The organism is Clostridium sp. YIM B02506, from assembly GCF_022324845.1.
Classification (GTDB): domain Bacteria; phylum Bacillota; class Clostridia; order Clostridiales; family Clostridiaceae; genus Clostridium_T; species Clostridium_T intestinale.
This window is the reverse complement of the sequence record NZ_JAKGTG010000025.1, coordinates 24,330-49,791: the sequence shown is the minus strand read 5'-3', so window position 1 is coordinate 49,791 and position 25,462 is coordinate 24,330. Positions and strand designations below refer to the sequence as shown.

At 30.2% G+C, this 25,462-nt stretch carries 23 protein-coding genes, 1 tRNA gene and 2 other annotated features; of the genes, 21 read left to right on the top strand and 3 right to left on the bottom strand.

From position 1 onward, the window contains the following. Positions 1–6: 6 nt before the first annotated feature. Complete coding sequence (locus L1S49_RS16845; protein ID WP_238906585.1) at positions 7–744, top strand: class I SAM-dependent methyltransferase; 738 nt, start codon at positions 7–9, stop codon at positions 742–744. A gap of 10 nt (positions 745–754) precedes the next feature. Beyond that, positions 755–1,633, top strand: a complete 879-nt coding sequence (gene hslO, locus L1S49_RS16840) for an Hsp33 family molecular chaperone HslO (RefSeq protein WP_238906584.1) — start codon at positions 755–757, stop codon at positions 1,631–1,633. A 105-nt stretch (positions 1,634–1,738) separates the two neighbouring features. On the opposite strand, the gene L1S49_RS16835 is transcribed toward hslO, so the two are convergent. Continuing rightward, a tRNA-Cys gene (locus tag L1S49_RS16835) sits at positions 1,739–1,812 on the bottom strand. 127 nt (positions 1,813–1,939) lie between these two features. Between L1S49_RS16835 and L1S49_RS16830 the strand changes: the two genes are divergently transcribed. After that, on the top strand, positions 1,940–2,221 hold the full coding sequence (locus L1S49_RS16830) for a hypothetical protein (RefSeq protein ID WP_238906583.1): 282 nt from the start codon (positions 1,940–1,942) through the stop codon (positions 2,219–2,221). 105 nt (positions 2,222–2,326) lie between these two features. Here L1S49_RS16830 and L1S49_RS16825 read toward each other — a convergent pair whose 3' ends face one another. Beyond that, entirely contained in the window at positions 2,327–3,034 is a 708-nt protein-coding gene (locus L1S49_RS16825) for a DUF6873 family GME fold protein (RefSeq protein ID WP_238906582.1), read from the bottom strand. A gap of 145 nt (positions 3,035–3,179) precedes the next feature. On the opposite strand from L1S49_RS16825, the gene ytxC reads away from it, so the two are divergent. The 13 genes from ytxC to L1S49_RS16760 all read left to right on the top strand — a co-directional run bounded on the left by ytxC (position 3,180) and on the right by L1S49_RS16760 (position 18,098). After that, positions 3,180–4,067 carry a putative sporulation protein YtxC gene (gene ytxC, locus L1S49_RS16820; protein WP_238906581.1) on the top strand — a complete coding sequence of 296 codons (888 nt, stop codon included), beginning with the start codon at positions 3,180–3,182 and terminating at the stop codon, positions 4,065–4,067. Between the two features lie 45 nt (positions 4,068–4,112). Continuing rightward, positions 4,113–4,230, top strand: a sequence feature (ribosomal protein L20 leader region). A 19-nt stretch (positions 4,231–4,249) separates the two neighbouring features. Further along, positions 4,250–4,771, top strand: a complete 522-nt coding sequence (gene infC, locus L1S49_RS16815) for a translation initiation factor IF-3 (protein WP_238906580.1) — start codon at positions 4,250–4,252, stop codon at positions 4,769–4,771. A gap of 20 nt (positions 4,772–4,791) precedes the next feature. Next, the gene (gene rpmI / locus L1S49_RS16810) at positions 4,792–4,989 is read left to right on the top strand and encodes a 50S ribosomal protein L35 (RefSeq protein WP_021801392.1); all 198 of its coding nucleotides are present in this window, start codon (positions 4,792–4,794) and stop codon (positions 4,987–4,989) included. A 27-nt stretch (positions 4,990–5,016) separates the two neighbouring features. Further along, positions 5,017–5,376: a 50S ribosomal protein L20 gene (gene rplT, locus L1S49_RS16805; RefSeq protein ID WP_021801393.1), complete on the top strand. Its 360-nt coding sequence runs from the start codon at positions 5,017–5,019 to the stop codon at positions 5,374–5,376. 96 nt (positions 5,377–5,472) lie between these two features. Continuing rightward, a complete protein-coding gene (locus L1S49_RS16800; protein WP_238906579.1) occupies positions 5,473–6,819 on the top strand; it encodes a TrkH family potassium uptake protein in 1,347 nt (448 codons plus the stop codon). Between the two features lie 12 nt (positions 6,820–6,831). After that, positions 6,832–7,500 (top strand): TrkA family potassium uptake protein, encoded by a 669-nt coding sequence (locus tag L1S49_RS16795; RefSeq protein WP_238906578.1) that lies wholly within the window; start codon positions 6,832–6,834, stop codon positions 7,498–7,500. 14 nt (positions 7,501–7,514) lie between these two features. Then, positions 7,515–8,315, top strand: coding sequence for an RNA methyltransferase (locus tag L1S49_RS16790; protein WP_238906577.1), 801 nt, complete (start codon positions 7,515–7,517; stop codon positions 8,313–8,315). Between the two features lie 53 nt (positions 8,316–8,368). After that, positions 8,369–8,575, top strand: a binding site (T-box leader). Between the two features lie 54 nt (positions 8,576–8,629). Next, positions 8,630–9,649: a phenylalanine--tRNA ligase subunit alpha gene (gene pheS, locus L1S49_RS16785; RefSeq protein WP_238906576.1), complete on the top strand. Its 1,020-nt coding sequence runs from the start codon at positions 8,630–8,632 to the stop codon at positions 9,647–9,649. Between the two features lie 20 nt (positions 9,650–9,669). Continuing rightward, on the top strand, positions 9,670–12,048 hold the full coding sequence (gene pheT, locus L1S49_RS16780; RefSeq protein WP_238906575.1) for a phenylalanine--tRNA ligase subunit beta: 2,379 nt from the start codon (positions 9,670–9,672) through the stop codon (positions 12,046–12,048). A 171-nt stretch (positions 12,049–12,219) separates the two neighbouring features. Further along, positions 12,220–12,798 (top strand): cell division protein ZapA, encoded by a 579-nt coding sequence (locus L1S49_RS16775; protein ID WP_238906574.1) that lies wholly within the window; start codon positions 12,220–12,222, stop codon positions 12,796–12,798. Positions 12,799–12,859: 61 nt separating this feature from the next. Next, positions 12,860–15,187: a U32 family peptidase gene (locus L1S49_RS16770; RefSeq protein ID WP_238906573.1), complete on the top strand. Its 2,328-nt coding sequence runs from the start codon at positions 12,860–12,862 to the stop codon at positions 15,185–15,187. Between the two features lie 12 nt (positions 15,188–15,199). After that, positions 15,200–17,557, top strand: a complete 2,358-nt coding sequence (locus L1S49_RS16765) for an endonuclease MutS2 (RefSeq protein ID WP_238906572.1) — start codon at positions 15,200–15,202, stop codon at positions 17,555–17,557. A gap of 103 nt (positions 17,558–17,660) precedes the next feature. After that, positions 17,661–18,098, top strand: coding sequence for a DUF523 domain-containing protein (locus L1S49_RS16760; protein ID WP_238906571.1), 438 nt, complete (start codon positions 17,661–17,663; stop codon positions 18,096–18,098). Between the two features lie 49 nt (positions 18,099–18,147). Here the strand turns inward: L1S49_RS16760 and L1S49_RS16755 are convergent, their stop codons facing one another. Further along, positions 18,148–19,620 (bottom strand): aminotransferase class I/II-fold pyridoxal phosphate-dependent enzyme, encoded by a 1,473-nt coding sequence (locus L1S49_RS16755; RefSeq protein WP_238906570.1) that lies wholly within the window; start codon positions 19,618–19,620, stop codon positions 18,148–18,150. Positions 19,621–19,759: 139 nt separating this feature from the next. Between L1S49_RS16755 and L1S49_RS16750 the strand changes: the two genes are divergently transcribed. The 5 genes from L1S49_RS16750 to L1S49_RS16730 all read left to right on the top strand — a co-directional run bounded on the left by L1S49_RS16750 (position 19,760) and on the right by L1S49_RS16730 (position 25,460). After that, on the top strand, positions 19,760–20,368 hold the full coding sequence (locus L1S49_RS16750; RefSeq protein ID WP_238906569.1) for a 50S ribosomal protein L25: 609 nt from the start codon (positions 19,760–19,762) through the stop codon (positions 20,366–20,368). 159 nt (positions 20,369–20,527) lie between these two features. Next, entirely contained in the window at positions 20,528–22,258 is a 1,731-nt protein-coding gene (locus L1S49_RS16745) for a phospho-sugar mutase (protein ID WP_238906568.1), read from the top strand. A gap of 65 nt (positions 22,259–22,323) precedes the next feature. Beyond that, entirely contained in the window at positions 22,324–23,415 is a 1,092-nt protein-coding gene (locus L1S49_RS16740; protein ID WP_238906567.1) for a hypothetical protein, read from the top strand. An 80-nt stretch (positions 23,416–23,495) separates the two neighbouring features. Continuing rightward, positions 23,496–24,212: a WecB/TagA/CpsF family glycosyltransferase gene (locus tag L1S49_RS16735; protein WP_238906566.1), complete on the top strand. Its 717-nt coding sequence runs from the start codon at positions 23,496–23,498 to the stop codon at positions 24,210–24,212. A gap of 33 nt (positions 24,213–24,245) precedes the next feature. Further along, positions 24,246–25,460 (top strand): O-antigen ligase family protein, encoded by a 1,215-nt coding sequence (locus L1S49_RS16730; protein WP_238906565.1) that lies wholly within the window; start codon positions 24,246–24,248, stop codon positions 25,458–25,460. Positions 25,461–25,462 lie beyond the last annotated feature (2 nt).

Below are 25,462 nucleotides of genomic sequence, written 5' to 3'. Positions count from 1 at the left end.
TATATTATGGAATGTTATAAAGATTTATCTTATCTATATGATAAACTTATATATGATGATATAAATTATAAAGAAATATCAAACTACATAATTAATAAATATAAACAATATTCTAGTGAAAATTTATTGTATTTGGATTTAGCTTGTGGTACAGGTAATATATCAGTTCATTTAGCTAAGTATTTTAAAGATACCTTTTTAGTAGACTTATCTGAAGATATGCTTATTGAAGCTAGTGATAAGATGAGGAAGGAAAAAGTTAAGTTTAAAATTTTATGCCAAGATATGACTGAGTTAAATTTAAATAGAAAATTTAATTTAATTACCTGCGTATTGGATTCAACTAACTACATTTTAGAGAAAAACGAGTTAATAAGTTATTTCAGAGGAGTATATAATCATTTAGATAATGGAGGAGTATTTATATTTGATATTAATTCATCTTATAAAATTAAGACGATATTAGGAGATAATATATACTCTTATAATACTGAAGAGATATTTTATACTTGGGAAAACTCTCTAGAAGATGATATTGTTGATATGTATTTAACCTTTTTTGTAAAAGAGGGGGAACTATATAGAAGGTTTGAGGAACATCATACAGAAAGAGCTTATGATGAGAAGGAACTAGAGAGTATACTTAGAGATTCTGGTTTTGAGATCATGGAGAAACATGATGGCTATAGTGATGAACCTGTAAGTGAAAAAAGCGAAAGAATAGTTTATATTGTTAGAAAATAGGAGGATTAACATGGAAGATAGAATTATAAGAGCTACTGCTAAGGGTGGCATGATAAGAATAATTGCTGGAGAAACTACAAATCTTGTTAGTGAAGGTGCAAGATTACATGAGTGTACTCCTACTGCAGCATCAGCCTTAGGAAGAATGCTTAGTGCTGGAGCCCTTATGGGAACTATGTTAAAGTCAGATAAAGAAGTCTTGACAATTCAAATAAAAGGCGGAGGAGAGGCTAAAGGAGTTACTGTCACTGCATATAACGATGGCAGTGTTAAAGGATTTATTGGAAATCCTTTTGTTGATCCACTTTTAAAAGCTAATGGAAAATTAGATGTAGGTGGAGCCATAGGAACTAATGGAAATTTGACAGTTATAAAAGATTTAGGACTTAAAGATCCTTACATAGGACAAGTTCCTATAGCTACAGGAGAAATTGCAGAAGACTTATCATATTACTTTACAGTTTCAGAGCAAACTCCATCAGCAGTTGCATTAGGAGTGCTTGTAGATGTGGATTATAGTATAAAAGCTGCTGGAGGATTTATAATTCAGATGATGCCAGGAGCAGATGAGTTTTTAGCAGATATACTTATGTATAGATTAGAAGAAACACCTTCTGTAACTACAATGATGACTCAAGGAAAAACTATAGAAGATATAATCAAATATATATTTGAAGATATGGACTTAGTTATTCACGAAACATTACATCCTAAGTACAATTGTAATTGTTCGAGAGAGCGTATGGAAAAAGCTTTAATAAGCATAGGTAGAAAAGATTTAACTGAAATATATGAGGAAGGAAAAGAAGAAGAAATTATATGTCACTTCTGTAATACTTCATATAAGTTTACTAATGAAGAGGTTGGGGAACTATTAAAGAGAATATAATCAAAAAGCCAGAAGAAAACAATCCAAGCATTGTTTTCTTCTGGCTTTAATTATTTATGAAGAATAAAAAAACCTATGCTAAAATTCTTAGCATAGGATTCTAATTGGAGGCACCATCCGGATTTGAACCGGAGATAAAGGTTTTGCAGACCTCTGCCTTACCGCTTGGCTATGGCGCCATAAAAACAACTACAAAGCTATTATATGCACTTCAAATTACATTGTCAACAAAAACTATAAAAAAATAGAATAAACTTAAAAAAATATTAATATAAATTACAAAATAATCGAGAAGAAGGATGCGAGTTGGAGTTAGCAAAGATATTGATTTTATCTATAATAGGAGAGGCTATTTGGGAGACACTTAAGATGTTTTGGCAAGAAGGGAAGATATCTAAAGATAGAATAGGCGCTTTAGTAGTCTGTATAATCATTGTGTGGAGTACTGATTTAGATATCATGACAACACTAGGAATTCCAGTGAGGGACAAAATAATAGGAATATTATTAACAGGAATATTGATAAGCAGAGGTTCTAATTTTATTCATGATCTATTTAGTTCAGTAAATAACATAAGTAAAAAGTAAATATAAATAATAAAAGTTGGGAAAGGAAACTTATCCCAACTTTTATTTTATAACATAAAATTATATTCAACAAAAATGTTCTTTATACGTACTATATTATAGAAATTAGTATAAAGTGAAAATTGATCCTCTATCTATTAATGGTCCATTATATAAATATACTGGTTCAACATGATATTTTGTTAAAAACTTTTTAATTTCATTACCTTGAGGGTGAAAATCTAAATTGCCATACAAAGCTAATTTATTTTCCTCAATTAGTCCAGTACAACCGCCTATAAAACCGTAATCCAATCCTGGAAGTTCTATATTTCCTGGATTTATGAGAAGTATGTCAAAGTCATAGGATGATAGTTTGTTATAGATCCCTTTATCAGATGTAATAAGAGCTCTTTCGTTAACTATAACTGTAGAACATTTTGTATAACCTTGATTAACATTAATATTTATTTTATTTTTGGCTAAGTCTAGAAGTTTTTTATCAGAGTTATCTAAAGTGTGGATAAAAAAGTTTTTCATAAACAAACAGTTTAAAGGGATATCAAAAGGATAGTTAGATTTAAGAGAGTTTGTTGAATATTCAAAAGATACATCCAAGTTATTGATTTCATCTATAAAACTTTTATCTATGTCTTTACTTACAATTAATGAAATATCTTGTTCATTAATTAAGGTTAGTTGTATATCTGGATGTCCATTTATGGCAGGATATAAATTGGTGTTTTTAGGCACAAGTATAATTTTATCAACATATTTAGATAAATTTTTATGTTCTTCTACAGAGATTCTATAGTCGACAAAAGCTAGCTTCATAATACTCACTTCCTTATTTGGTAGTCAATTAAAGAATAATATTTTTGAAGTAAATAGGCAACAGTATTGTCGATAAATGAAAATTTATTTACTGTATATGCTACAAAAATTTATACATACTATATGTAAGAAGGGAGTGAAATTCATGCTTGTTCTTTCTTTAGCATATGATGGTGAAATGAATTTTATTCAAGATATACAAGAAGTTAGAGCCCTTTTTAAAGAAAAAAATATTAAAATAGGTGTTTCTGAGAGTCTAGAGGGAAATACACATTTTATAAAAGTGTTTTGCGATGAAGAAAATAATGATAAGATAAAAAACATTGTTCATTTATATATGAGTAATATACTTTATAAATTAGTGGTAGATACCTATAAAAGTAAGGCTTTATTTGAATATTTAACAGATACTTTTTTCTTTTTAAAACATGACGAAATACTTGAAGTAGAAGATAGAATAATGAAAACCCTAAAAGGTGAAGAGATGATAAAGGATGAAAATTCTATATACTGCTGTAATAGAATCAACAATGTAGTTGAGAAAATTAGAGCTTGTATGGAAGAAAATAATAACATCAATATTAATGGATTTATAACTTTTAGAATGAAAGAAATAGCACAAGATATTGAAAGTGTTATAGATAAAATAGTTGAGAAGTATTTAGTTGAAAAAGAGTATAAAGAGTTTATAAAACTTTTAAAATATTTTGTGGATATACAAGAAAGTAAAATAGAAGAAATAAACTTAGTAATAGAGGGAGAAGGTTCATACAAGATTAGAGATGCTTATGGGAATGATATATATTATGACTTTTTAAAAGAAATAGGAGATTTGAAAGTTGGAAGTAAGGTTAATATGGAAGACGTAATTATTAGTGGGCTCATTACAAACTCTCCTAAAAGAATCATAATTCATAAGCAAGAAAATTGTTCAAACAAAGAATTTATTGATACAATAGTAAATGTATTTGGAGAACGAGTATCTTATTGTGATAAATGCTCTGTATGTGTTTCAAGTAAAATAAAAATATAAACAATAAAAACCTTGACAAAACAAAAATATCATAATATAATTTGTTAAGTAAAGAAGAAACAGCCGTTTCTCACCTTACAGCATTGCTAGTTAGGTTATTTATCCCGTAAATATTTTTGTTTGGATAAAAAGGACGGCTATTAAGTCGTCCTTTTATTGTGTTTAGGGATGTATTATCGGAGGTGAATAATATTAATAAAAATTTTGCTGTTAATGAAGAAATAAGAGATAGAGAAATTAGAGTTATTGCAGATGATGGTGAACAACTTGGCGTAATAGCTACTAAAGAAGCTCTAAGGATTGCAGAAGAAAAGGAATTGGATTTAGTTATGATATCTCCAGGAGCAAAACCTCCTGTGTGCAAAATCATGGATTATGGCAAGTACATTTACGAACAATCTAAAAAAGACAAAGAAGCAAAAAAGAAGCAAAAAGTTATTAATTTAAAAGAGATAAGAGTTAGTCCTAAAATCGAAGAACACGACGTTTTAATAAAATCTAATAACGCACGTAAGTTCTTAGAAGAAGGGGACAAAGTAAAAATTACCGTTAGATTCAGAGGAAGAGAAGCAGAATATTCACATGTAGGAAGAAAGATTTTAGATAATTTTTATTCAAGATTAGAAGACTTATGTGTGATAGAAAAAGCAGCAAAGTTAGAAGGGCGTAATATGATAATGATTTTAGCGCCTAAAAAAGCTTAACTTGAGAGGAGGATTTTATCATGCCAAAAATGAAAACTCATAGAGGTGCAGCAAAGAGATTTAGAAAGACTGGAACTGGAAAACTTAAGAGAGCTAAAGCTTTTAAAAGCCATATCTTAACTAAGAAAAGTTCAAAGAGAAAAAGAAACTTAAGAAAAGCTGCATATGTGTCAACAGCACAAGAAAAAGCAATGAAGAAATTATTACCATATCTATAATAGAGTAGATCGTAGGAGGTTAAGAACATGGCAAGAGTTAAAAGAGCTGTCAATGCTCGTAAGAATCATAAGAAAGTCTTAAAACTTGCAAAAGGTTATTATGGTGGAAAAAGCAGATTATTTAGAACAGCTAATGAAACAGTTATAAGAGCATTAAGAAATGCTTACGTTGGTAGAAGATTAAAGAAGAGAGATTTTAGAAGACTTTGGATAGCAAGAATAAATGCTGCTACAAGAATAAATGGTCTTTCTTATTCAAAATTCATGAACGGAATAAAGTTAGCTGGTATTGATATAAATAGAAAAATGTTATCAGAAATCGCAATTAATGATCCTAAAGCATTTACTGAATTAGTAGAAGTTGCTAAAAGTCAAATAAATGCATAACAAAAGAATGTGACTTAGGTCGCATTTTTTTGTTATGTAAGTTTTTTTAGAATTTACTATTTGGTTTTGGAAATAATATTATTTGAGGTGCTTAAAATGTATTATAAATTAACAAGCAAGATTAAATTGAATGCTGTTCAGGTTCTTGTATTAGGTTTTTTTACAGTTATATTTATTGGAGGTATAATTTTATCACTTCCAATAAGTTCAGCAAGTGGAAACAAGACAAGTATTATAGATTCAATATTTACTGCTACAACATCTGTATGTGTAACTGGATTAGTGACAGTGGATACTGGAACTCATTGGAGCTATTTTGGAAAAACTGTAATAATGATTTTAATTGAAATTGGTGGTCTAGGGTTTATGTCTTTTGCAACTTTTGCAGCTATATTAATAGGTAAAAAGATAACTTTAAAAGAAAGGCTTTTGATGCAAGAAGCAATGAACACCATTAATTTTCAAGGAATGGTTAAATTAATAAAATATATTTTTGGATTTACATTTTTAATACAACTAATAGGAGCAATTATACTCTCAACTCAATTTATACCAGAGTATGGAGTTAAAAAAGGGGCTTATTTTGGATTATTTCATTCTGTGTCAGCCTTTTGTAATGCTGGAATTGATATAATAGGAGAGTTTAAGTCTCTTACTGAATATACAAGCAATCCTGTTATTATTATGACTATTAGCTTTTTAATAATAATAGGAGGTCTTGGTTTTACTGTATGGTCTGAAATATATAATACTCGATCTCTAAAGAAATTTTCAACACATTCAAAAATGGTTGTATTAGTTACATTATCTTTATTAATAAGTGGAACTATATTAATGTTTATATTTGAATTTAATAATCCTGGAACTATTAAGAATTTTTCACTTGGAGATAAGATATTGAATTCTTGGTTTGCAGCTGTATCACCTAGAACAGCAGGGTTTAATTCTGTATCAACAGCTGATATGACTGCTGCTGGAGAATTTTTAACAATGATATTAATGTTCATTGGTGGTTCTCCAGGATCTACAGCTGGGGGTATAAAAACAACTACTTTTGGTGTGTTGGTTTTAACTTTCATATGTATTATAAGAGGAAGAGAGGATACAGAAGTATTTGGGAAAAGATTTTCTAAAGATTTAGTTTATAAAGCTTTTGCAGTTTTCTTTATTGGATTTACTATTGTAGTTGGAGGAACTATGATTTTATCAATAACAGAACCTTCAGCAGCCTTTGATTACATATTATATGAAGTTACCTCTGCTTTTGGAACTGTAGGTCTTACTATGGGGCTGACACCAAGCTTGTCATGGATGGGGAAAGTAGTTATAATTATCATCATGTATATAGGTAGAGTAGGACCTATGACGGTAGCATTAGCTTTAGCAAGTGGTAAAGCAAAGCGTGCTATAAAGTATCCTGAGGATAAAATTTTAATTGGGTAGAGGTGTATTATAATGAGTAATAAGCAATTTCTAGTAATAGGACTTGGAAGATTTGGAAGAGCGGTAGCAAAAACATTATTCTCTATGGGGCATGATGTTTTAGCTATAGATATTGATGAAGATATAGTACAGGAGATATCAGATCATGTTACACATGCTGTTCAATTAGATGCTACAGATGAAAGCGCGCTTAAAACTATTGGAATCAATAATTTTGATGTAGCTGTAGTTACAATAGGCTCAAATATTCAAGCTAGTGTAATGATAACCCTTGTTCTTAAAGAATTAGGTATAAAGTTTATAGTTTGTAAGGGAGACAGTGATTTGCATGCTAAGGTTTTATATAAAATAGGTGCAGATAGAGTTATTCAGCCAGAAAAAGATATGGGTACTAGAGTTGCGCATAATTTAGCGTCATCTAATATTTTAGATTATATTGAATTATCTCCAGAGTATAGCATCATTGAAATTGAAGCTCCTAGAGAGTGGTTTAATCACACTTTGAAGGAGTTAAGCTTAAGAAGTAAATATGGGCTTAATGTTATGGCTATTAAGCATAATAGTAAGATTAAAATTTCACTTACAGCTGATGATGTTATTAAAGAAAATGATATAATTGTAGCCATGGGTTCTTCAGAGGAGTTATCAAGACTAGAAAGATTAATATCAAAAATTAAATAATGAGGTGCTTACATTTGATTAAAATAGAAAGTAAAGACAATGCTATATTTAAAGATGCTAAAAAATTAAAAACTAAAAAAGAAAGAAAAACTAGAGGAAGTTTTTTAGTTGAAGGTTTTAGATTTTTATCAGAAGCATTTTATGAAGGATGTAAGGTAGAAGCTATTTTTATAGTTGAAAAGGAAATACACAAATTACATGAATATATAAATGAAGAAAAGTTAGTTAATACCAAAGTGTATGGAATAAGTGAAAATCTCTTATCAGAATTAAGTGATACAGAAACCCCTCAAGGAGTAGTAGGAATTGTTAGTATTAATAATATAAAAAATGTAAATAATACTGATAACTTCTATGTTTTATGTGATATGGTTCAAGATCCCGGAAATCTTGGTACAATAATAAGAACTTCACATGCAGCTGGAGCTTCAGGAGTTATATTAACAAAAGGGACAGTAGACCCATATAATAGTAAGACCTTAAGAGCTACCATGGGCTCCATATTTCATATACCTATTATTGAAGACAATGAGCTTGACTTTATTAAAGAACTCAAAGAAAAAGGATACTCTATTTTAGCAGCATCTTTAGAAGGAGAAAACAACTTTTTTGAAGAAGATTTAACTAACAATCTAGTTATTTGTGTAGGTAATGAAGGCAATGGACTAAGTGATTACATATACTCACTTTCAGATATAAAGGTTAAAATACCAATGCCAGGAAATGCAGAATCTTTAAATGTTTCTACAGCAGCTGGAATTATGATTTATGAGAGAGTTAGACAAAAAAGCCTTATAAATAATAAAATAAGCTAAAAGTATTGTATTTTATTAAAATAATGGTTATAATTCTAAATGTAACTTTATATGGAAAGACTGTGAATGAGAAAGTAGATTTGAAAATCTTTTTAAGGGAGAGAAGGTCATAGACTGAGAGCCTTCTTATAAGAGTTCATTTTGAAGTTCCCTCAGGAGTCCTAATGGTGAAATTTTAGTAGCTATTAGCGGGAAACCGTTATTTGAATTAAGTGAGCTTCGGCTAATTAGGGTGGTACCACGGATACCCCGTCCCTTTATTTGGGACGGGGATTTTTTTATTTATTTTAAGATAAAGAAAGGAGATTTTAATTATGAAAGATAAGCTAATTGAAATAAAGGAAGCAGCATTATCTGAACTTAAGAACATTAATGTTTCTCAAGAGATGGAAACACTTAGAGTAAAATATCTAGGTAAAAAAGGAGAGTTAACTGGAATATTAAGAGGTATGGGAGGATTATCAGCTGAAGAAAGACCTCTTATAGGAAAACTTGCAAACGAAGTTAGAGCTGAGATTGAAGATAAGATAGATGAGATCTTAACAGTAATTAAAGAAAAAGAAAAAAATGCAAAACTTGAAAGTGAAGTTATAGATATAACAATGCCTGGAAAGAAAGCAGTAATAGGAAAGAGACATCCTCTAGATTTAACTTTAGAATCTATGAAGGAAATTTTTATATCTATGGGATTCACTATAGAAGATGGGCCAGAAGTTGAACTTGATTATTATAACTTTGAAGCTTTAAATATACCTAAAAATCATCCAGCTAGAAGCGAGCAAGATACTTTCTACATTAATGATTCTTTAGTGCTTAGAACTCAAACTTCACCAGTACAAATAAGAGTAATGGAGAAACAAACTCCTCCAATTAAGATGATATCACCTGGTAAAGTTTATAGAAGTGATGCAGTTGATGCTACTCACTCACCAATCTTCTATCAAATGGAAGGGTTAGTTATAGACAAGGGAATAACTTTTGCAGACCTTAAGGGAACATTAGAATTATTTGCAAAAAAGATGTTTGGAGATAAGGTTCAAACTAAGTTTAGACCTCACCATTTCCCATTTACTGAACCATCAGCTGAAATGGATGCAACTTGCTTTGTTTGTCAAGGAGAAGGTTGTAGAGTATGTAAGGGTTCAGGTTGGATAGAATTACTTGGTTGTGGAATGGTTCATCCAGATGTTTTAAGAAATTGTGGAATAGACCCAGAGGTTTATAGCGGATTTGCTTTTGGATTTGGTGTAGATAGAATGGTTATGCTTAAGTATGGAATAGATGATATAAGACTTCTATATGAAAGTGATATGAGATTTTTAAATCAATTCTAATTTAGAAAGGAGTAGTTTTAATGAAAGTACCAGTTTATTGGCTAAAGGATTATATAAATATTGATATAGATGGAAAAGAACTTGGAGATAGATTAACTTTATCAGGTTCTAAGGTTGAGGAAGTTATAGTTTCAGGTGATGAGATTAAAAATGTAGTTACAGGAAAACTAGTTAAGATAGAACCTCATCCAGATGCAGAAAAGTTAGTTGTATGTCAGCTTGATGTAGCTCAAGAGGAAGAAGTTCAAATAGTTACTGGAGCTAAAAATATGAAAGAAGGAGATGTTGTTCCAGTTGCACTTCATGGAGCGATACTTCCTAATGACTTAAAGATAAAGAAGGGCAAACTTAGAGGAGTTGTTTCTAATGGAATGATGTGCTCTGAGGAAGAACTAGGAATAGCAGGAGATAAAGAAGTTCATGGACTTATGATATTAGATCCAGCTACACCTCTTGGAAAAGATATAAAAGAAGTTTTAGGGTTAAACAAAGAAACTATAGACTTTGAAATAACTTCAAATAGACCTGACTGTTTAAGTGTTATAGGTATAGCTAGAGAAACTTCTGCAACTTTAGGTAGAGAGTTTAAGATGCCAAGTTTATCTTATACTTCAACTAGTACCAAGAAAATTGAAGATGAACTAAAAGTAACTATTAATGACTCTTTATGTAAAAGATATTTAGCAAGAGGAGTTAAAAATGTTAAAATAGCACAATCACCAGCTTGGATGCAAGAAAGACTTTTAGATGCAGGTGTTAGACCTATAAATAACATAGTTGATATAACAAACTTTGTAATGCTAGAGCTTGGTCAACCAATGCATGCTTTTGATAAAAGAGAGATATCAAGTGGTCATATTGTTATAGAAAGAGCAAAAGAGGGTGAAAAGTTCACAACTCTGGATGAGATAGAAAGAAACCTTGATGACTCTATGCTTTGTATTAAAGATGGAGAAACTACAGTAGCACTTGCTGGAATCATGGGTGGTTTAGACTCAGAAATAAAAGAAGATACTACTGAAGTTATATTTGAGTTTGCAAACTTTGATGGAACTAATATAAGAGTTAACTCTAAAAAGCTTAACTTAAGAACAGAAGCATCTTCAAGATTTGAAAAAGACATAGATCCAAACCTAACATTACTTGCAGCAGATAGAGCTTGTGCATTAGTACAAGAACTTGGATGTGGAGATGTTATGGAAGGAACTTTAGATGTTTATCCAGAGAAAAAAGAAACTCATGAAATGAAAGTTTCTGTAACTTGGGTTAACAAGTTTTTAGGTACCTGTATACCTGCAGAAGATATGAAGACTTACTTAGACAGACTTGAACTAAAAACTACTGTAAGTGGAGATGACCTTGTAATTACAGTACCAACTTTTAGAATAGATATTCATATAAAAGAAGATATAGCAGAAGAGATAGCAAGAATATATGGATACAACAATGTACCAACAACTATAAGCACAAGTACTACAGATAGAGAACCTAAGTACAGAAAAGAAAGACTAGATGATCTTCTTATTGAAACATTATTGTCTTCAGGAGTGAATCAATCAATAAGTTATTCTTTCGTATCTCCAAAGGTATTTGATGAGATTAACTTACCTAAGGATAGTGTGCTTAGAAATGCAGTCAAGATAAAGAATCCACTAGGTGAAGACTACAGTATTATGAGAACTACTACTGTACCATCAATGATGGAATCTTTAAAGAGAAACTACACTAGAAACAATGACTATGTAAGATTATTTGAAATAGGAAGAACTTATTTACCTAATGAAGATGTAAATGCTCTACCAAAAGAGAATAACATATTAACTATAGGTATGTATGGGGATTGCGATTACTTGGACCTTAAGGGTGTAGTTGAAAATATCTTAGATTCTTTAGGAATAACTAAGATATCTTTAGAAAGAGAAAAAGATAATGTTTGTTATCATCCTGGTAAAACAGCTGCTTTAATGGTTGGAAAACAAAAAGCTGGAGTATTTGGAGAAATACATCCTGACCTTTTAGATAACTATGGAATAGATACTTTAGGATATTTAGCTGAACTTAACTTAGATGTTTTATATGAAGCTTCAAACACAATAAAAGCTTATAAACCATTACCAAAGTTCCCAGCAGTAACTAGAGATATAGCACTTTTAGTTGATGACGAAGTTTTAGTTGGAGATATTGAAAGTACTATAGTAAAAGCTGGTGGAAGTTTAGTTGAAAAGGTAAGTTTATTTGATATATACAAAGGTAAGCAAATACCAGAAGGTAAAAAGAGTATAGCTTATGCAATTGCATATAGAGATGAAAATAAAACTTTAACTGATAAAGAAGTTAACAAGGTTCATGATAAGATTTTAAGAAGCTTAGAGTACAAACTTGGAGCTCAACTTAGATAATATCGAAAAAAGACTAAACTATTGATGTAGTTTGGTCTTTTTTTATAAACATTGAAGTCAATTAATAGAAAACTGTGGTGTAAAAAAGGTTACGAACCTAGTTCTACTTTATTCACAGGAAGAAATGTTTGTGTTAAAATTAAGTAAAGACAAATAAGCTAGAGGTGAAATATGAGTTCGGTTGTGGTTAAAGTTAATGGTATAGAGTATAATTTAAAAGGAAGAGAAAATGAAGAATATTTAAAAGGTATTGCAGAATATATAGATAGTAAAATACAAGAACTATGTGAAAAGAATCCAAAACTTAGTTATTCGGCAGCAACTGTATTAGCAGGAATAAATGTAGCTGATGAACTTTTTAAAAGTGACTTACAATGTGAAAAATTAGAGAAAGAGTGTAAAGGTCTAAAAGAGAACTACAAGAAATTAGAAGAAGAGTTTAATATTAAGGTTAAAGAAATAGAAGCTTTAAATGAGAAACTAAAAGAAATGGAAAACACAAATTCTCAAGATTTAATCAAAGAAGTAGAAGATTATAAAAGTCAATTAGATATAATGGAAGAGCAATACAAAAAGACAAAAGAGCAAAACAAGACATTGATGAGTAGAAATAAGGAAGTTAATTTTCAATTGAATAATTATAAATATAAAGTACTTGATTTAGAGAAAAAATATATGGATATTAATTTTAAGCTTGCAAGAGAAAAAAGTGGGCAAAATATATTATTAAATACTAAAAAACATAGATAAATTAAGGAGTTTAGGATACTCCTTTTTTGTCGCATGGATAAAACCACAGGAGAGATGAAGAATGAATAAAGTAGAATTATTAGCTCCAGCTGGCAGTATGGAAAGTTTATATGCTGCCATAAATAACGGAGCCGATGCCGTATACCTTGGAGGAGATAAATTCTCAGCAAGGGCATATGCATCAAATTTTGATAAAGAGAATATGGAGAAGGCAGTAGACTATGCTCATCTATATGGTGTGAAGATATATGTTACAATAAATACTCTAATAAAAGAAGAGGAGATGAATTCTCTCTTAGAATATACCAAGGACCTATATAAGATGGGGATTGATGGTGTTATACTTCAAGACTTAGGAGCCTATAGAAACCTAAAAAGGCTAATTCCTGATTTAGAGATACATGGATCAACTCAAATGACTGTACATAATCCAGAAGGAGCAGTATTCTTAAGTGAAAAAGGTTTTAAGAGAATAGTGTTATCAAGAGAGCTATCTTTAAATGAGATAGAGTACATATCTAAAGATTTAGGAATAGAAACAGAAATATTTGTTCATGGTGCATTATGTGTATGTTATTCAGGCATGTGCTTAATGAGCTCCATGATTGGTGGAAGAAGCGGTAATAGAGGAAGATGTGCTCAAAGCTGCAGACTTCCTTATACCTTAAAATCAACGAATGGTGGAAAAGAGTTTAAAGGATATTTATTAAGCCCTAAGGACATCTGCACAGTTGATGATGTTAAAGAGATATTAAAGACTGGGACTTCTTCATTAAAAATAGAAGGAAGAATGAAGAGACCAGAGTATGTTGCAGGAGTTGTATCTGAGTATAGAAAAGCAATTGATGATAACAAAAATAAAAATGGGGAAAAGCAATTAATGAAGCTTTTTAATAGGGAAGGTTTTTCAAAAGCATATCTTTATAAAAATGAAGGTAAGGATATGATGGCTTATAAATATCCTAAAAACACAGGGGTTTTTGTAGGTAAAGTAGTTGAGAATTCACTTGTCTTATTAGATGATGATATTTCACTTAAGGATGGAATAAGAATAGGTGAAGGTGGGTTTACTGTTGTAAAGATATTACTTGGTGGAAAAGAAGTTGAAAAAGCAAGTAAAGGAGACAAAGTAAAGTTAATTCCTAACCAATATAAAAAAGGTGATGTTCTTTATAAAACATCTGATAATTTACTGCTTAAGAGTTTACAATCAACCTACAACAACATTTATGATAAAAAGGTTGATATATCTTGTGATGTTGAATTCAATTTACATGGGCCCATCATATTAAGAACTAGGTATATGGGAGAGAACTTTGAGGTCTATGGAGAAAATGTTGAAATAGCTAAAAACAAACCTCTATCAAAAGAAAGAATTCAAGAAGCCTTAATGAAGTCTGGAGATACTGCCTTTAAGATAACTAAAGTAGAGTTTAAATCCTATGAAGAAGGCTTTGTACCAGTATCCTCATTAAATAATGTTAGAAGATTACTTATAGAAAAGATTGAAGAAAATGTGAAGCTTAGATATAAAAAAGATATCAAGATATCAGATAAACATGAAAAACAAGAGATTTTAGATGTTGATGGGCCTGATTTACTTTTCATAGCTAATACAAAGGCCCAACTAAAGGCCCTAGTAGATGAAAAGGCCCATGATATAGGTATCAGTATTTACAACAAAAATATCTCAGGTATAAGGTTAAAGGATCTTGATGGTATTGATGGGCCTAATTTATATTTAAAGGTTCCTAATATAATAAAGCAGGAATATAAAGCTTTAGTTAAAGAGATTGAGGAAAATCTACATAGATTTAAAGGAATAATTACGTCTAACTTAGGAATAATTAAGAAATTTCAAAACAGAATATTAATAATAAGTGATTATAAAAGCAACATATTTAATTCTTCAGTGGTGAAATTCTTTAAAGAAAATAATGTATATCCATATTTAAGCCAAGAATTAAATAGAAAAGAAATCATGAATATACTATCTAAAGAAAAAAATATAGGTATGTGTGTTTATGGCAAAACAGAATCTATGATATCAGAATATTGTCCAGTAGGAAGTATTGTTGGAGGAAAATACTCTAATAAAGAATGTTCAGCTCCATGTGTAAATGATGAATTTATGCTTGTTGATAGAATGAATAAGGACTTTAGAGTGTTAACAGATAAATTCTGTAGGGCCTATATATATAACTCTGCCCCTATTAATCTAATTGATGAAATGGAAGAACTTAAAGAAAAAGGTGTATCAAGTTTTAGATTTGATTTCATCGATGAAGGGGAAGAAGAAGTTAAGGAAATATTAAATTATTTAAAAGATAAAACTCCTTTAGAAAATAAAGAATATACCAAAGGTCATTATAGAAGAGGAGTAGAATAAAGGAGAAGTTTAATGAAAGAACGATCTATAAAGATATTAGAATTTCATAAAATAAAAGAACTTGTAAAAGAATATGCAATAACAGCTGGTGCTAAAGAGTTAATAGAAGAGTTAAAGCCTTATGATAATGTTTATGAAATTAAAGAACATATACAAGAGACAAGAGAAGCTTTAAATTTACTTATGACTAAGGGAAATCCTCCTTTTGAAGGGTTTTATGATGTTAGAGATGGAGTATCTAGGGCATTAAAGGGAGGTACTTTGAATGCTCTTCAATTACTTAGAATAGGGAATATGTTAAGATCCTCAAGAAAGTTTCTTGATTATATAAAGAGAAAAGAAGAGGAAGAAGATCATAAGATTATTGAAGAAATATGTGAAGGAATCACTCCTTTAAGAAAACTTGAAGAAAGCATAGAAATTGCTATAGTTGGTGAAGATGAGATATCAGATAGAGCTAGTAGCACTTTAAGTAACATCAGAAGATCCTTAAAGGAAAAGAACTCTTCTGTTAGAGAAAGAATAGGAGGAATAATAAGAGATAACTCTAAGTTCCTTCAAGACAACTTATATAGCGTAAGAGGGGATAGATATGTTATTCCTGTAAAGTCTGAACATAAAGGGCAAGTACCTGGTCTTGTTCATGACCAAAGTTCATCAGGTGCAACATTATTTATAGAACCTATGAGTTTAGTTAATCTAAATAATGAAATTAAAGAACTTATGCTAAAGGAAAAGGCAGAAATAGAAAGAATATTAGCTGCTTTATCTAAAGGAGTTTATAACAATAAGGATGAAGTAAAAAGAAATCTAGATATATTAATTGAGTTAGATTTTATCTTTGCAAAAGCTAAATATGGAAGTTCCATAAACGGTGTTGCACCTATAGTAAATACTGATGGTTCATTTCATATCATAGAAGGAAGACATCCACTCATAAGTTCCAAGATAGTTGTACCATCAACATCATACCTTGGCAAAGAGTTTACTTCCTTAATAATAACTGGTCCAAACACAGGGGGAAAAACTGTAACTTTAAAGACTATAGGGCTTCTACATCTAATGGGTATGAGTGGATTATTAATACCTGCTAGAGATAATTCATCTATAAGTTATTATGAAAATATATTTGCAGATATAGGAGATGAACAAAGTATTGAGCAGAGTTTGTCAACTTTCTCATCTCATATGAAAAATATAGTTGAGATTATGGAAGATGCAAATGAGAAATCCTTAGTGCTTTTTGATGAACTTGGAGCTGGAACAGACCCAACAGAAGGTGCTGCTTTAGCTGTATCAATACTTGAGAGTTTAAGAAAAAGAAACTGCAAAATAGTTGCTACAACTCACTACAGTGAACTTAAAGGATATGCACTTAGAACTATAAATGTAGAAAATGCCTCAGTTGAGTTTGATGTCGAAACTTTAAGACCAACTTACAGACTTTTAATAGGAATTCCAGGTAAGTCAAACGCTTTTGAGATATCTAGAAGACTTGGACTAAGTGATAGTGTAATTAAAGATGCTAAAGAAAGTATATCTTCTGAATCACTTCAGTTTGAAGATCTTATACAAAGTTTGCAAGAAAAGAGCATAAAGGCAGAAGAAGATGCTAGAAGAGCAGAAGTTTTAAAAATAGATGCTCAAAAACTTAAAGAAAAGTATAATAGCAAGTTAGAATCCTTAGAAAAGATGAGAGAAAATGCTTATTCAGAGGCAAGAAGAGAAGCCAAACAGCTTTTAAGAGATGCTAAAGAAGAAGCTGATGAAATCTTAAAAACTATGAGAGAGCTTGAAAGAGATGGTGTATCTTCTACAAACAGAAGAAGACTTGAAGAAGAAAGAAGCAAACTTAGAAACAACTTAGATAAAGCTGAAGCAGAGTTAAACAAGGAAAAGAAGAAAAAAGGAAAAGAGATAGCTGAAGTTAAACTAGGAATGGAAGCTTTTTTACCTTCTTTAAATCAAAAAGTTGTAATAATATCAATGCCAGACAACAAAGGTGAAGTTAAAGTTGAAGCTGGTATTATGAAGATAAATGTTAAACTTAAAGACTTAGTTATAGCAGAAGGAATAAAAGAAGAAAAGAAAAAGTCATCTAAACAAGTTAATCTAAACTTAAAGTCAGTTAGTTCATCTGTGGACTTAAGAGGGTTAGATGCAGAAGAGGCTTGTTATGATGCAGATAAGTATTTAGATGAAGCTTATATGGCAGGCTTAGGAGAAGTATCCTTAATACATGGAAAAGGTACTGGGGTATTAAGAAAAGCTATAAACGACATGTTAAAGAGACATCCTCATGTAAAAAGTTATAGACTAGGTGAGTATGGTGAAGGTGGAACTGGAGTAACAGTAGTTCAACTTAAATAAGCACCTTGTTGTGGTAGACGTATTTCTCGGCGTCAATCTAATCATTTGTTTATAAAAAATTAATGAAACCCTTGAAAAAAGGGTTTCTACAGGAGTAAGGTAGATGATTTTAGTAAGTGCTTGTTTAGCGGGAGTTAATTGCAGATATGATGGTAAAAATACTTACAAAGAAGAACTTCAAAAACTAATTGAATCTGGAAAAGTTGTGTTAGTATGTCCAGAACAATTAGGAGGTCTATCAACACCAAGAAATCCAGCTGAAATAAGAGGAGATTTAGTGATAGACAATAAAGGAAATGATGTCACAGAACAGTTCACAAAAGGGGCCCATGAAACTATGAAGATAGCAAAACTTATGAACTGTAAGGTTGCTATATTAAAAAAGAATTCTCCTTCCTGCGGATTTGGGGAGGTTTATGATGGTACATTTAGTGGTACCAAGAAAAAAGGTAATGGACTAACTGGTGATATTCTTGATAAACATGGAATAAAGGTATTTAATGAAGATAATTTTCATGAAGCAATAAAGGAATATATTTAAAATAAATGATGGGCCTATCAAGTTAATTTGATAGGCCCATCAAAGTTTTTTAAACTCTTATTTCTCTTAGTACATTAATGTGTTCTACATTAGGATCTTCAGTTCCTTGAACATAAAGTCCAGCTCTCTTAAGATCTTTTACATAGTGAACAACTTCTAAGGTTATGATTTCGCCTGGACATAAGACAGGTATTCCTGGTGGATATGCCATTAAAAATTCTGCACTTATTCTTCCTACAGCATCTTCAAGAAGTAAAGTTTCTTTTTTTGAGTTAAATGCAGCTCTAGGATTTACTTTCATCTCTGGGATATCAGGTATATCTAAAAAGTCTGGTTTTATGTTACTTTTTTCTGAATGCTCTTTAGAAATTTCTTTTAAAGCATCTACTAAACTATTTAAAGCTTCCTCAGTGTCTCCAAAAGAACCTACAGCAAGAACATTATAAAGGTCTGATAATTCTACTTGTATATGATATCTTGTAGCTAATATAGTATCTAATTCATAACCTGTTAAACCTAATTCTCTACAATTTACAGTAATCTTAGTTGGGTCAAAGGAAAAAGCACCAGGTTTTCCGAGTATTTCTTCTCCAAAACAATAAAGTCCAGGGATTTTATTTATTTCATCTCTTACTTTTTTGCAACGCTCAACAGTTTTTGCAAGAAGTTCTTTTCCTTCTAAAGCTATTTGTTTTCTTGCACAATCAAGACTTGCCATAAGTATGTATGATGGTGAAGTTGTATGAAGTAAGTTTAAAACTTGTTGAACTCTTTTTGGATTTATAAGTTTACTTTTAACATGTAAAAGTGATCCTTGAGTTAATGAACCTATTATTTTGTGAGTACTTTGAGCACATATATCTGCCCCAGCCTTTAATGATGATAAAGGAAGGGAATCATTAAATCCTAAATGAGGCCCATGAGCTTCATCAACTATCAAAGGTATATCATAGCTATGAACAATATCAGCTATTTTTTTAATGTCAGTAGCAACTCCATAATAAGTTGGATTTATGATTAATACTGCTTTAGCATCAGGATTTTTTCGTAGAGACTCAGCTACAACCTCAGGTGTAACACCATGAGCAACTCCTAACTGTTTATCAAGTTCAGGAGTCATGAATACTGGAACAGCTCCACTTAAGATAATTCCTGAAGTAACAGATTTATGAACGTTACGAGGAATAAGTATTTTGTCCCCATCGCCAACAACAGAAAGAATCATAGCTTGAATAGCGCCAGATGTTCCATGAATAGAGAAAAAGGAAGCATCAGCATCATAAGCATCAGCAACTAACTCTTGTGCTTTCTTTATTGGTCCCGTTGGATGGTGTAGGGAATCAACCATTTTAAAAACAGTTACATCTATTTTAAATGGGTTATCTCCTATAAATTTTTTAAAGTCATTTTCAATGCCATTACCTTTTTTATGACCTGGTACATGAAAGGGAATTGTTTCATTATTGACATATTCCATCAATGCGTCAAATAAGGGTGTTTCATTTTGGTTTAATTTATACATGTATGGACACCTCTTTCGTTTACCTAATAATTTAAAAACACTACTATTATATTTTACCAAAACCCTCATTTCAATAAAAAAATTTTAAAAAGAATAAATATTTTATTCTTGTCAATAATACAGAGGAGGAGGGATAAATATGGAATGTAATAAAAGAATTAAAAGTATTGGACATAGTGGGAGAAAAAGCAGAAAAAATGGTAAAGTACCAGGGGTAATTTACGGTAAAGGTATTGAAAATATGCTCTTTGAAATTTCTGAATTAGAGTTAAATGAGGAAATTTTACACAATGGAGGACATGGATTTGTAAATATCAATTTAGAAGGTGAAAATCATAAAGCACTTATAAAGGAAATACAACGTGATCCACTAACAAGAAAATTAGTACACATTGATTTAGAAAAGATAAGTGGGGATAAGAAGATAACTTCATATGTTCCATTAAACTTTACAGGTGAAGAATCTGTAGGAAAAGCAGGAGCTGTACTTCAAAAAGAAAAAAATGCAGTTAGGGTTGAATGTACTCCAGACAACTTACCAAAATCAATAAATATTGATATAACTAATGGATCAGTTGGTTCAGTATTTAGGTTAAGTGATGTTGAGGTTGGAGAAGAAATTTCAATAATAGATGATTTAAACACAGTTGTAGCAGCTATAAGTTATGAAAGAAATACCGTATCTATGGATATGGCTATCAATGAAGAGCAGATAAAAGAAGAAAAAGAAGATAAAAAGAAAAATTAGTCTATAATAAAAAATGTGGATTATAGTAGTAAAATGCTAATGATTAACATAGGATTCATTAGCATTTTACCTTTTTGTTACCATATAACTTACATAAAAGTGTTTTCATATACTGTAAATTCGTGTATAATGGATTTGCACATTTAAGGAGGGATTTTTGTGGATTACAAAATTAGATATGAGGAATGGTTACAATCCAAAGTTATATCAGAAGAAGTCAAGAATGAACTTAAACAACTTAATGATGAAAAGGAAATAGAAGATAGATTTTATAGAGATCTTGAATTTGGTACAGGTGGATTAAGAGGAGTAATAGGTTACGGAGACAACAGAATGAACATATACACTGTTGGAAAAGCTACTCAAGGATTCGCAAATTATTTATTAGAAAACTTTGATGATAGTAGATCAGTAGCAATAGCTTATGACTCAAGAAATATGTCAGTAGAATTTGCTAAATCAGCAGCTTTAACTTTATGTGGAAACGGTATAAAAGTATATTTGTTTAAAGTGTTAGAGCCAACACCAGTATTATCATTTGCAGTTAGACATTTAAACTGTTCAGGTGGTATAGTAGTAACTGCATCCCATAATCCAAAGCAATATAACGGATATAAAGTGTATGGTCCAGACGGTGGACAAGTAACCGATGGAGATGCAAACAAGATAATAGGATACGTAAAAGATATAAAAGGTTTTGAAGAAATAAAAACTATAAGCGAAGAAGAAGCTTTAGAAAAAGGATTATTAGTATACATTGGAGAAGATGTAGATAAAGCATATATAGATGCAATTAAAAAAGCTACTATAAGAAAAGAATTAGTTAGTGAAAAAGCAAAGGATTTAAATATAATATACACTCCTATACATGGATCAGGAAATATTCCAGTTAGAAGAGTATTAGCTGAACTTGGATATGAAAATGTAAATGTAGTTAAGGAACAAGAACTTCCAGATGGAAACTTCCCAACAGCTCCATATCCAAACCCAGAAGATCCAAAGGTATTTAAATTAGCTTTAGAAATGGCTAAAAAATCAGAACCAGATATAATTTTTGGAACTGACCCTGATTGTGATAGAATAGGGGTAGTGGTAAAGGATAAAACTGGAGATTATAAAGTTTTAACAGGTAATCAAACAGGAATGCTTTTAACACATTATATATTAAGTTCTTTAAGTGAAAGAAATGAAATTCCAGACAATGGAGTAGTTATAAAAACTATAGTAACAACTGAGTCAGCTAATGATATAGCTAAGGCTTATAATGTTGAAATAATGGACACCTTAACTGGATTTAAGTATATTGGAGAAAAAATGACTGCTTTTGAGAAATATAACAGTCATAAATATCTATTTGGATTTGAGGAAAGTTATGGATATTTAATAGGAGACCATGCAAGAGATAAGGATGCTGTTGTAGCTGCAATGCTGATAGCTGAAATGACTCTTTACTATAAAGAAAATGGCATGAGTCTTTATGATGGACTTTTAGCTTTATATGAAAAGTATGGTTACTATAAAGAAGCACTTGAATCTTTTGAACTAACTGGTAAAGAAGGTCAAGAAAAGATAGCTAAGTGTATTGAAAATCTTAGAAGTACTGAGTTTACTGAATTAAATGGAGTTAAGCTTTCATTAAAGGAAGACTATAAATTAAGTACTCAAAAAAATATGCACCTTAATTCTGAAGTAACTCTTGATTTACCTAAATCAAATGTATTAAAATTTATATTTGAGGATGATTCATGGTTTGTAGTAAGACCTTCAGGAACAGAACCTAAAATGAAACTATATATTGCTGTAAAAGGTAATTCTATAGAAAATTCAGAAGAAAACTTAAATAGCTTTAAAGAAGCTGTTAGAGGATTAATTGAAAAAAACTTAAATTAATAAAAAAGCTATCATCCTTCGGTGATGATAGCTTTTAATTCTTATATGGAAAAGGAGAAAATATCTTGGATTATAGAAATTTATTTAAAGAAAAACTATCTAAGCTATTATTTTTAGAATTAAATAAAGAAGGGTTTCTTAAAGCACTTAATATATCAAGCTTAGAACTTAAAAATAAAGAGTTATTTGTACCTATAAACACTACTTATTTAGCTTCAAATATAGAAAATGAAATAAAGATAAAAAATCTTCCTATATATGATTTTATTGAAGGAATGAGTTTTGCCTTAGGAGCAGATGATAAGCTGAAATTTAATGAAGATTATATAATTTTATTAAAAAACATAAAGGACTCAATACCTTGTATAAAAAGTGCAGTAGCAAAAAAGATAAAAGAGAATCTTTTTGATGAGGCTTATATACTATTAAGAGGGTTAACTAATGTAACTAATGAGGAAGAAGTGTGGGAGAAGTTATTTCTTATTGGTGAAACAATAAGGGAACAAGATAAAGGTTTTACAGAAGTATTTAAAGAAGACATAGATAGATACAAAAACCTAAATCTAAACTCTCATAAAGCAAGTATTTATGAAGCTTTGATTTATAATGATGAGGGAAATAATGAAAAAGCCTACGTTTATATAAATGAATATTTAAATTCTGGAGGAGAACCAGAAGAATACATCTTAAGTTTAAAAGCTGAACTTGAAGACACTTTAGATTATGAAAATGGGAAAAAATTAATAGAAGGAAATCCTAAAGAGGCTTTAAAAAAGCTAATTCCTTTACTTGATAGATTTGGTGATAATCCATCTTTATTTTATTATGTAGCTTTATGTTATAGAAAACTTGAAAATTATGAAAAAGCAATCTATTACTTAAATGAAAGTATAGCAATTGATAGTTCAATAGTTGAAACAATAAACGAAATGGGTATAAACTATGCTTCTTTAGAAGACTTTGAAAATGCTATAAAGTATTTTAGAAAAGCCTTTGAAGCAACTAGAGATATAGAGATCTGCACTAATTTAATAATGTGTTATTTAAATTCAGGAGATTTAAAACAAGCAAGATTACATTTAGAAATTGCAGAAAAAATAAACAAAGATGACGAGATTGTAAAAGAAATAAAAGAATACATAAAAAGATTTAATTAAAGGTTACAAGTAGATTACTTTCCTTTTTATAGCTAATCTTTTATGGTAATATTTAAATATAAAAGTTAAGGATGGAGAGTATGTTTATAAATATATTAGGTTTTAAAATCTACAAAAATACAAAAACGGAATTAATTGAGTTGTTAAACAGCTATCCTAAAGTCAACATAATATCAGGGAATCCAGAGGTTTTATTTAACGGATTAAATAATAAAACATTGGGAGATAATTTTAGAAAAGATAGCTCAATTATAATACCTGATGGTGTTGGAACGGTTTTAGCTTCAAAAATACAAGGAACACCAGTTAAAGAAAAAATTCCAGGAATAGAAGTTATGGGTGAAATAATAAAAAAATCTGAAAGAGAAGGAAAAGGAATTTATCTTTTAGGTGCTAAGGAAGAGGTACTGCTTAAATGTAGTGAAAATCTTTTGATAAAATACCCAGAGCTAAACATAGTTGGAATGAAAAATGGTTATTTCAAAAAAGAAGATTCTGACTTAATTGCTGAAGATATCAAATCAAAAAATCCCTACGCCATTTTTATAGCAATGGGATCTCCTAGACAAGAAGAATTTATATCTAAATACATGGATGAGCTTCCTTGTAAAATCTTCATGGGAGTTGGAGGTAGCTTTGATGTTTTTGCAGGTAATGTAAATAGAGCACCTAAGTGGATGATAAGTTTAGGACTTGAGTGGCTTTATAGAGTTAGTAAGGAACCTTGGAGAATAAAAAGATTAGGGGCTATACCTAAGTTTTTGTGGTTGGTCTTAATTAATAGATTTAAGAGATAAATACATAGTATCTTAAAAGTGAGGGTTAATTTAATGAATATTCTATTACAAATTGTACTGATAGTTTATATGATATTTCTTCCACTATTTCCGGGGACATTAAATGGTGAGTATCAGATTATAGAAATGGTTCAATCTGGTTTGTTATTTCTTCTATTTATAAAGTATGTAGCAATTAAAGAAAATAGAAAAGTTTTAAAAGAAAAACTACCAAGAATCTTAAAAGAGCCAACATCTTATCTTTCTATTATTTTACTATTATTGATGGCGGTTTCTGTACTTCAATCTACGAGTATGTTTTTATCTTTAAAAGAAATTTTTAGATTTGGATTGGCAGTAGGCCTTTATTTACTGATTATTTTAGAATTTTCAACTAAAAAAGCTATACATAGACTCATTAAGATGATTTATTATCCTGCTTTTTTAGTTTTATTATATGGAATTTTTCAGCAATTTACAGGACATGGAGTTAGTAGTTATGTAAATGGAGTAACTCCTAGAATTGATTCAACTTTTGGACAACCAAACCTATATGCAGGATATATAATACTATTATTTTATCCCTTATTTTTTGTAGCAATAAAAGAAAAATCAAAAAAACATAAGTATTTTTATTTCTTAGAACTTTTACTTATGTTAGTGAGTATAGTTTATACCTACTCAAGAAATGGATGGCTATCACTTATATTAGGTTGTATTATAGTAAGCATTATATACAACTGGAAACTTCTTTTTCCTCTAATTGCTATGATGATTGGAGCTGTGGCAATACCAGCAGTTCATGAAAGATTTAATGGAGTATTCGTAAATGATGGAAGGGTTAAGATTTGGAAGGTAGCTGTTAAAGCCATAGAAGAGCATCCTATAAGTGGAATTGGAATAGGTAATTTCCAACCTTTCAATAATGAATATATAATACAGCACCCAGAGTTTAATACAGGAGAAAATATACTCCACACTCATAATGTATATCTTAAAATGTTTGCTGAATTGGGAGTAGTAGGTCTTATAGTATTTTTAATATTTAGCATAGTTATAATTGTTAAAGCTGTAAAAGTTGCTAGAAACTTTGATGGTGAATTAAAAAGCATAGCTACAGGTATAGGAGTAACCTTTTTTACTTTTTATCTTGTAAATATGTTTGACAACCTATTATTTGCACCTAAAATAATGAATTATTATTTCATTTTTATAGGAATATTGGTAACTTCAATAATTAATATAAAATCTAATAAACTTAATAGTTAGGA

What these genes read in the sequence shown, in the direction of transcription:
- L1S49_RS16845 (WP_238906585.1), top strand. Translation starts at nt 7, where the DNA reads ATGGAATGTTATAAAGATTTATCTTATCTATATGATAAACTTATATAT.
- hslO (WP_238906584.1), top strand. Translation starts at nt 755, where the DNA reads ATGGAAGATAGAATTATAAGAGCTACTGCTAAGGGTGGCATGATAAGA.
- L1S49_RS16825 (WP_238906582.1), bottom strand. Translation starts at nt 3,034, where the DNA reads ATGAAGCTAGCTTTTGTCGACTATAGAATCTCTGTAGAAGAACATAAA.
- ytxC (WP_238906581.1), top strand. Translation starts at nt 3,180, where the DNA reads ATGCTTGTTCTTTCTTTAGCATATGATGGTGAAATGAATTTTATTCAA.
- rpmI (WP_021801392.1), top strand. Translation starts at nt 4,792, where the DNA reads ATGCCAAAAATGAAAACTCATAGAGGTGCAGCAAAGAGATTTAGAAAG.
- rplT (WP_021801393.1), top strand. Translation starts at nt 5,017, where the DNA reads ATGGCAAGAGTTAAAAGAGCTGTCAATGCTCGTAAGAATCATAAGAAA.
- L1S49_RS16800 (WP_238906579.1), top strand. Translation starts at nt 5,473, where the DNA reads ATGTATTATAAATTAACAAGCAAGATTAAATTGAATGCTGTTCAGGTT.
- L1S49_RS16795 (WP_238906578.1), top strand. Translation starts at nt 6,832, where the DNA reads ATGAGTAATAAGCAATTTCTAGTAATAGGACTTGGAAGATTTGGAAGA.
- pheS (WP_238906576.1), top strand. Translation starts at nt 8,630, where the DNA reads ATGAAAGATAAGCTAATTGAAATAAAGGAAGCAGCATTATCTGAACTT.
- pheT (WP_238906575.1), top strand. Translation starts at nt 9,670, where the DNA reads ATGAAAGTACCAGTTTATTGGCTAAAGGATTATATAAATATTGATATA.
- L1S49_RS16775 (WP_238906574.1), top strand. Translation starts at nt 12,220, where the DNA reads ATGAGTTCGGTTGTGGTTAAAGTTAATGGTATAGAGTATAATTTAAAA.
- L1S49_RS16770 (WP_238906573.1), top strand. Translation starts at nt 12,860, where the DNA reads ATGAATAAAGTAGAATTATTAGCTCCAGCTGGCAGTATGGAAAGTTTA.
- L1S49_RS16765 (WP_238906572.1), top strand. Translation starts at nt 15,200, where the DNA reads ATGAAAGAACGATCTATAAAGATATTAGAATTTCATAAAATAAAAGAA.
- L1S49_RS16760 (WP_238906571.1), top strand. Translation starts at nt 17,661, where the DNA reads ATGATTTTAGTAAGTGCTTGTTTAGCGGGAGTTAATTGCAGATATGAT.
- L1S49_RS16755 (WP_238906570.1), bottom strand. Translation starts at nt 19,620, where the DNA reads ATGTATAAATTAAACCAAAATGAAACACCCTTATTTGACGCATTGATG.
- L1S49_RS16750 (WP_238906569.1), top strand. Translation starts at nt 19,760, where the DNA reads ATGGAATGTAATAAAAGAATTAAAAGTATTGGACATAGTGGGAGAAAA.
- L1S49_RS16735 (WP_238906566.1), top strand. Translation starts at nt 23,496, where the DNA reads ATGTTTATAAATATATTAGGTTTTAAAATCTACAAAAATACAAAAACG.
- L1S49_RS16730 (WP_238906565.1), top strand. Translation starts at nt 24,246, where the DNA reads ATGAATATTCTATTACAAATTGTACTGATAGTTTATATGATATTTCTT.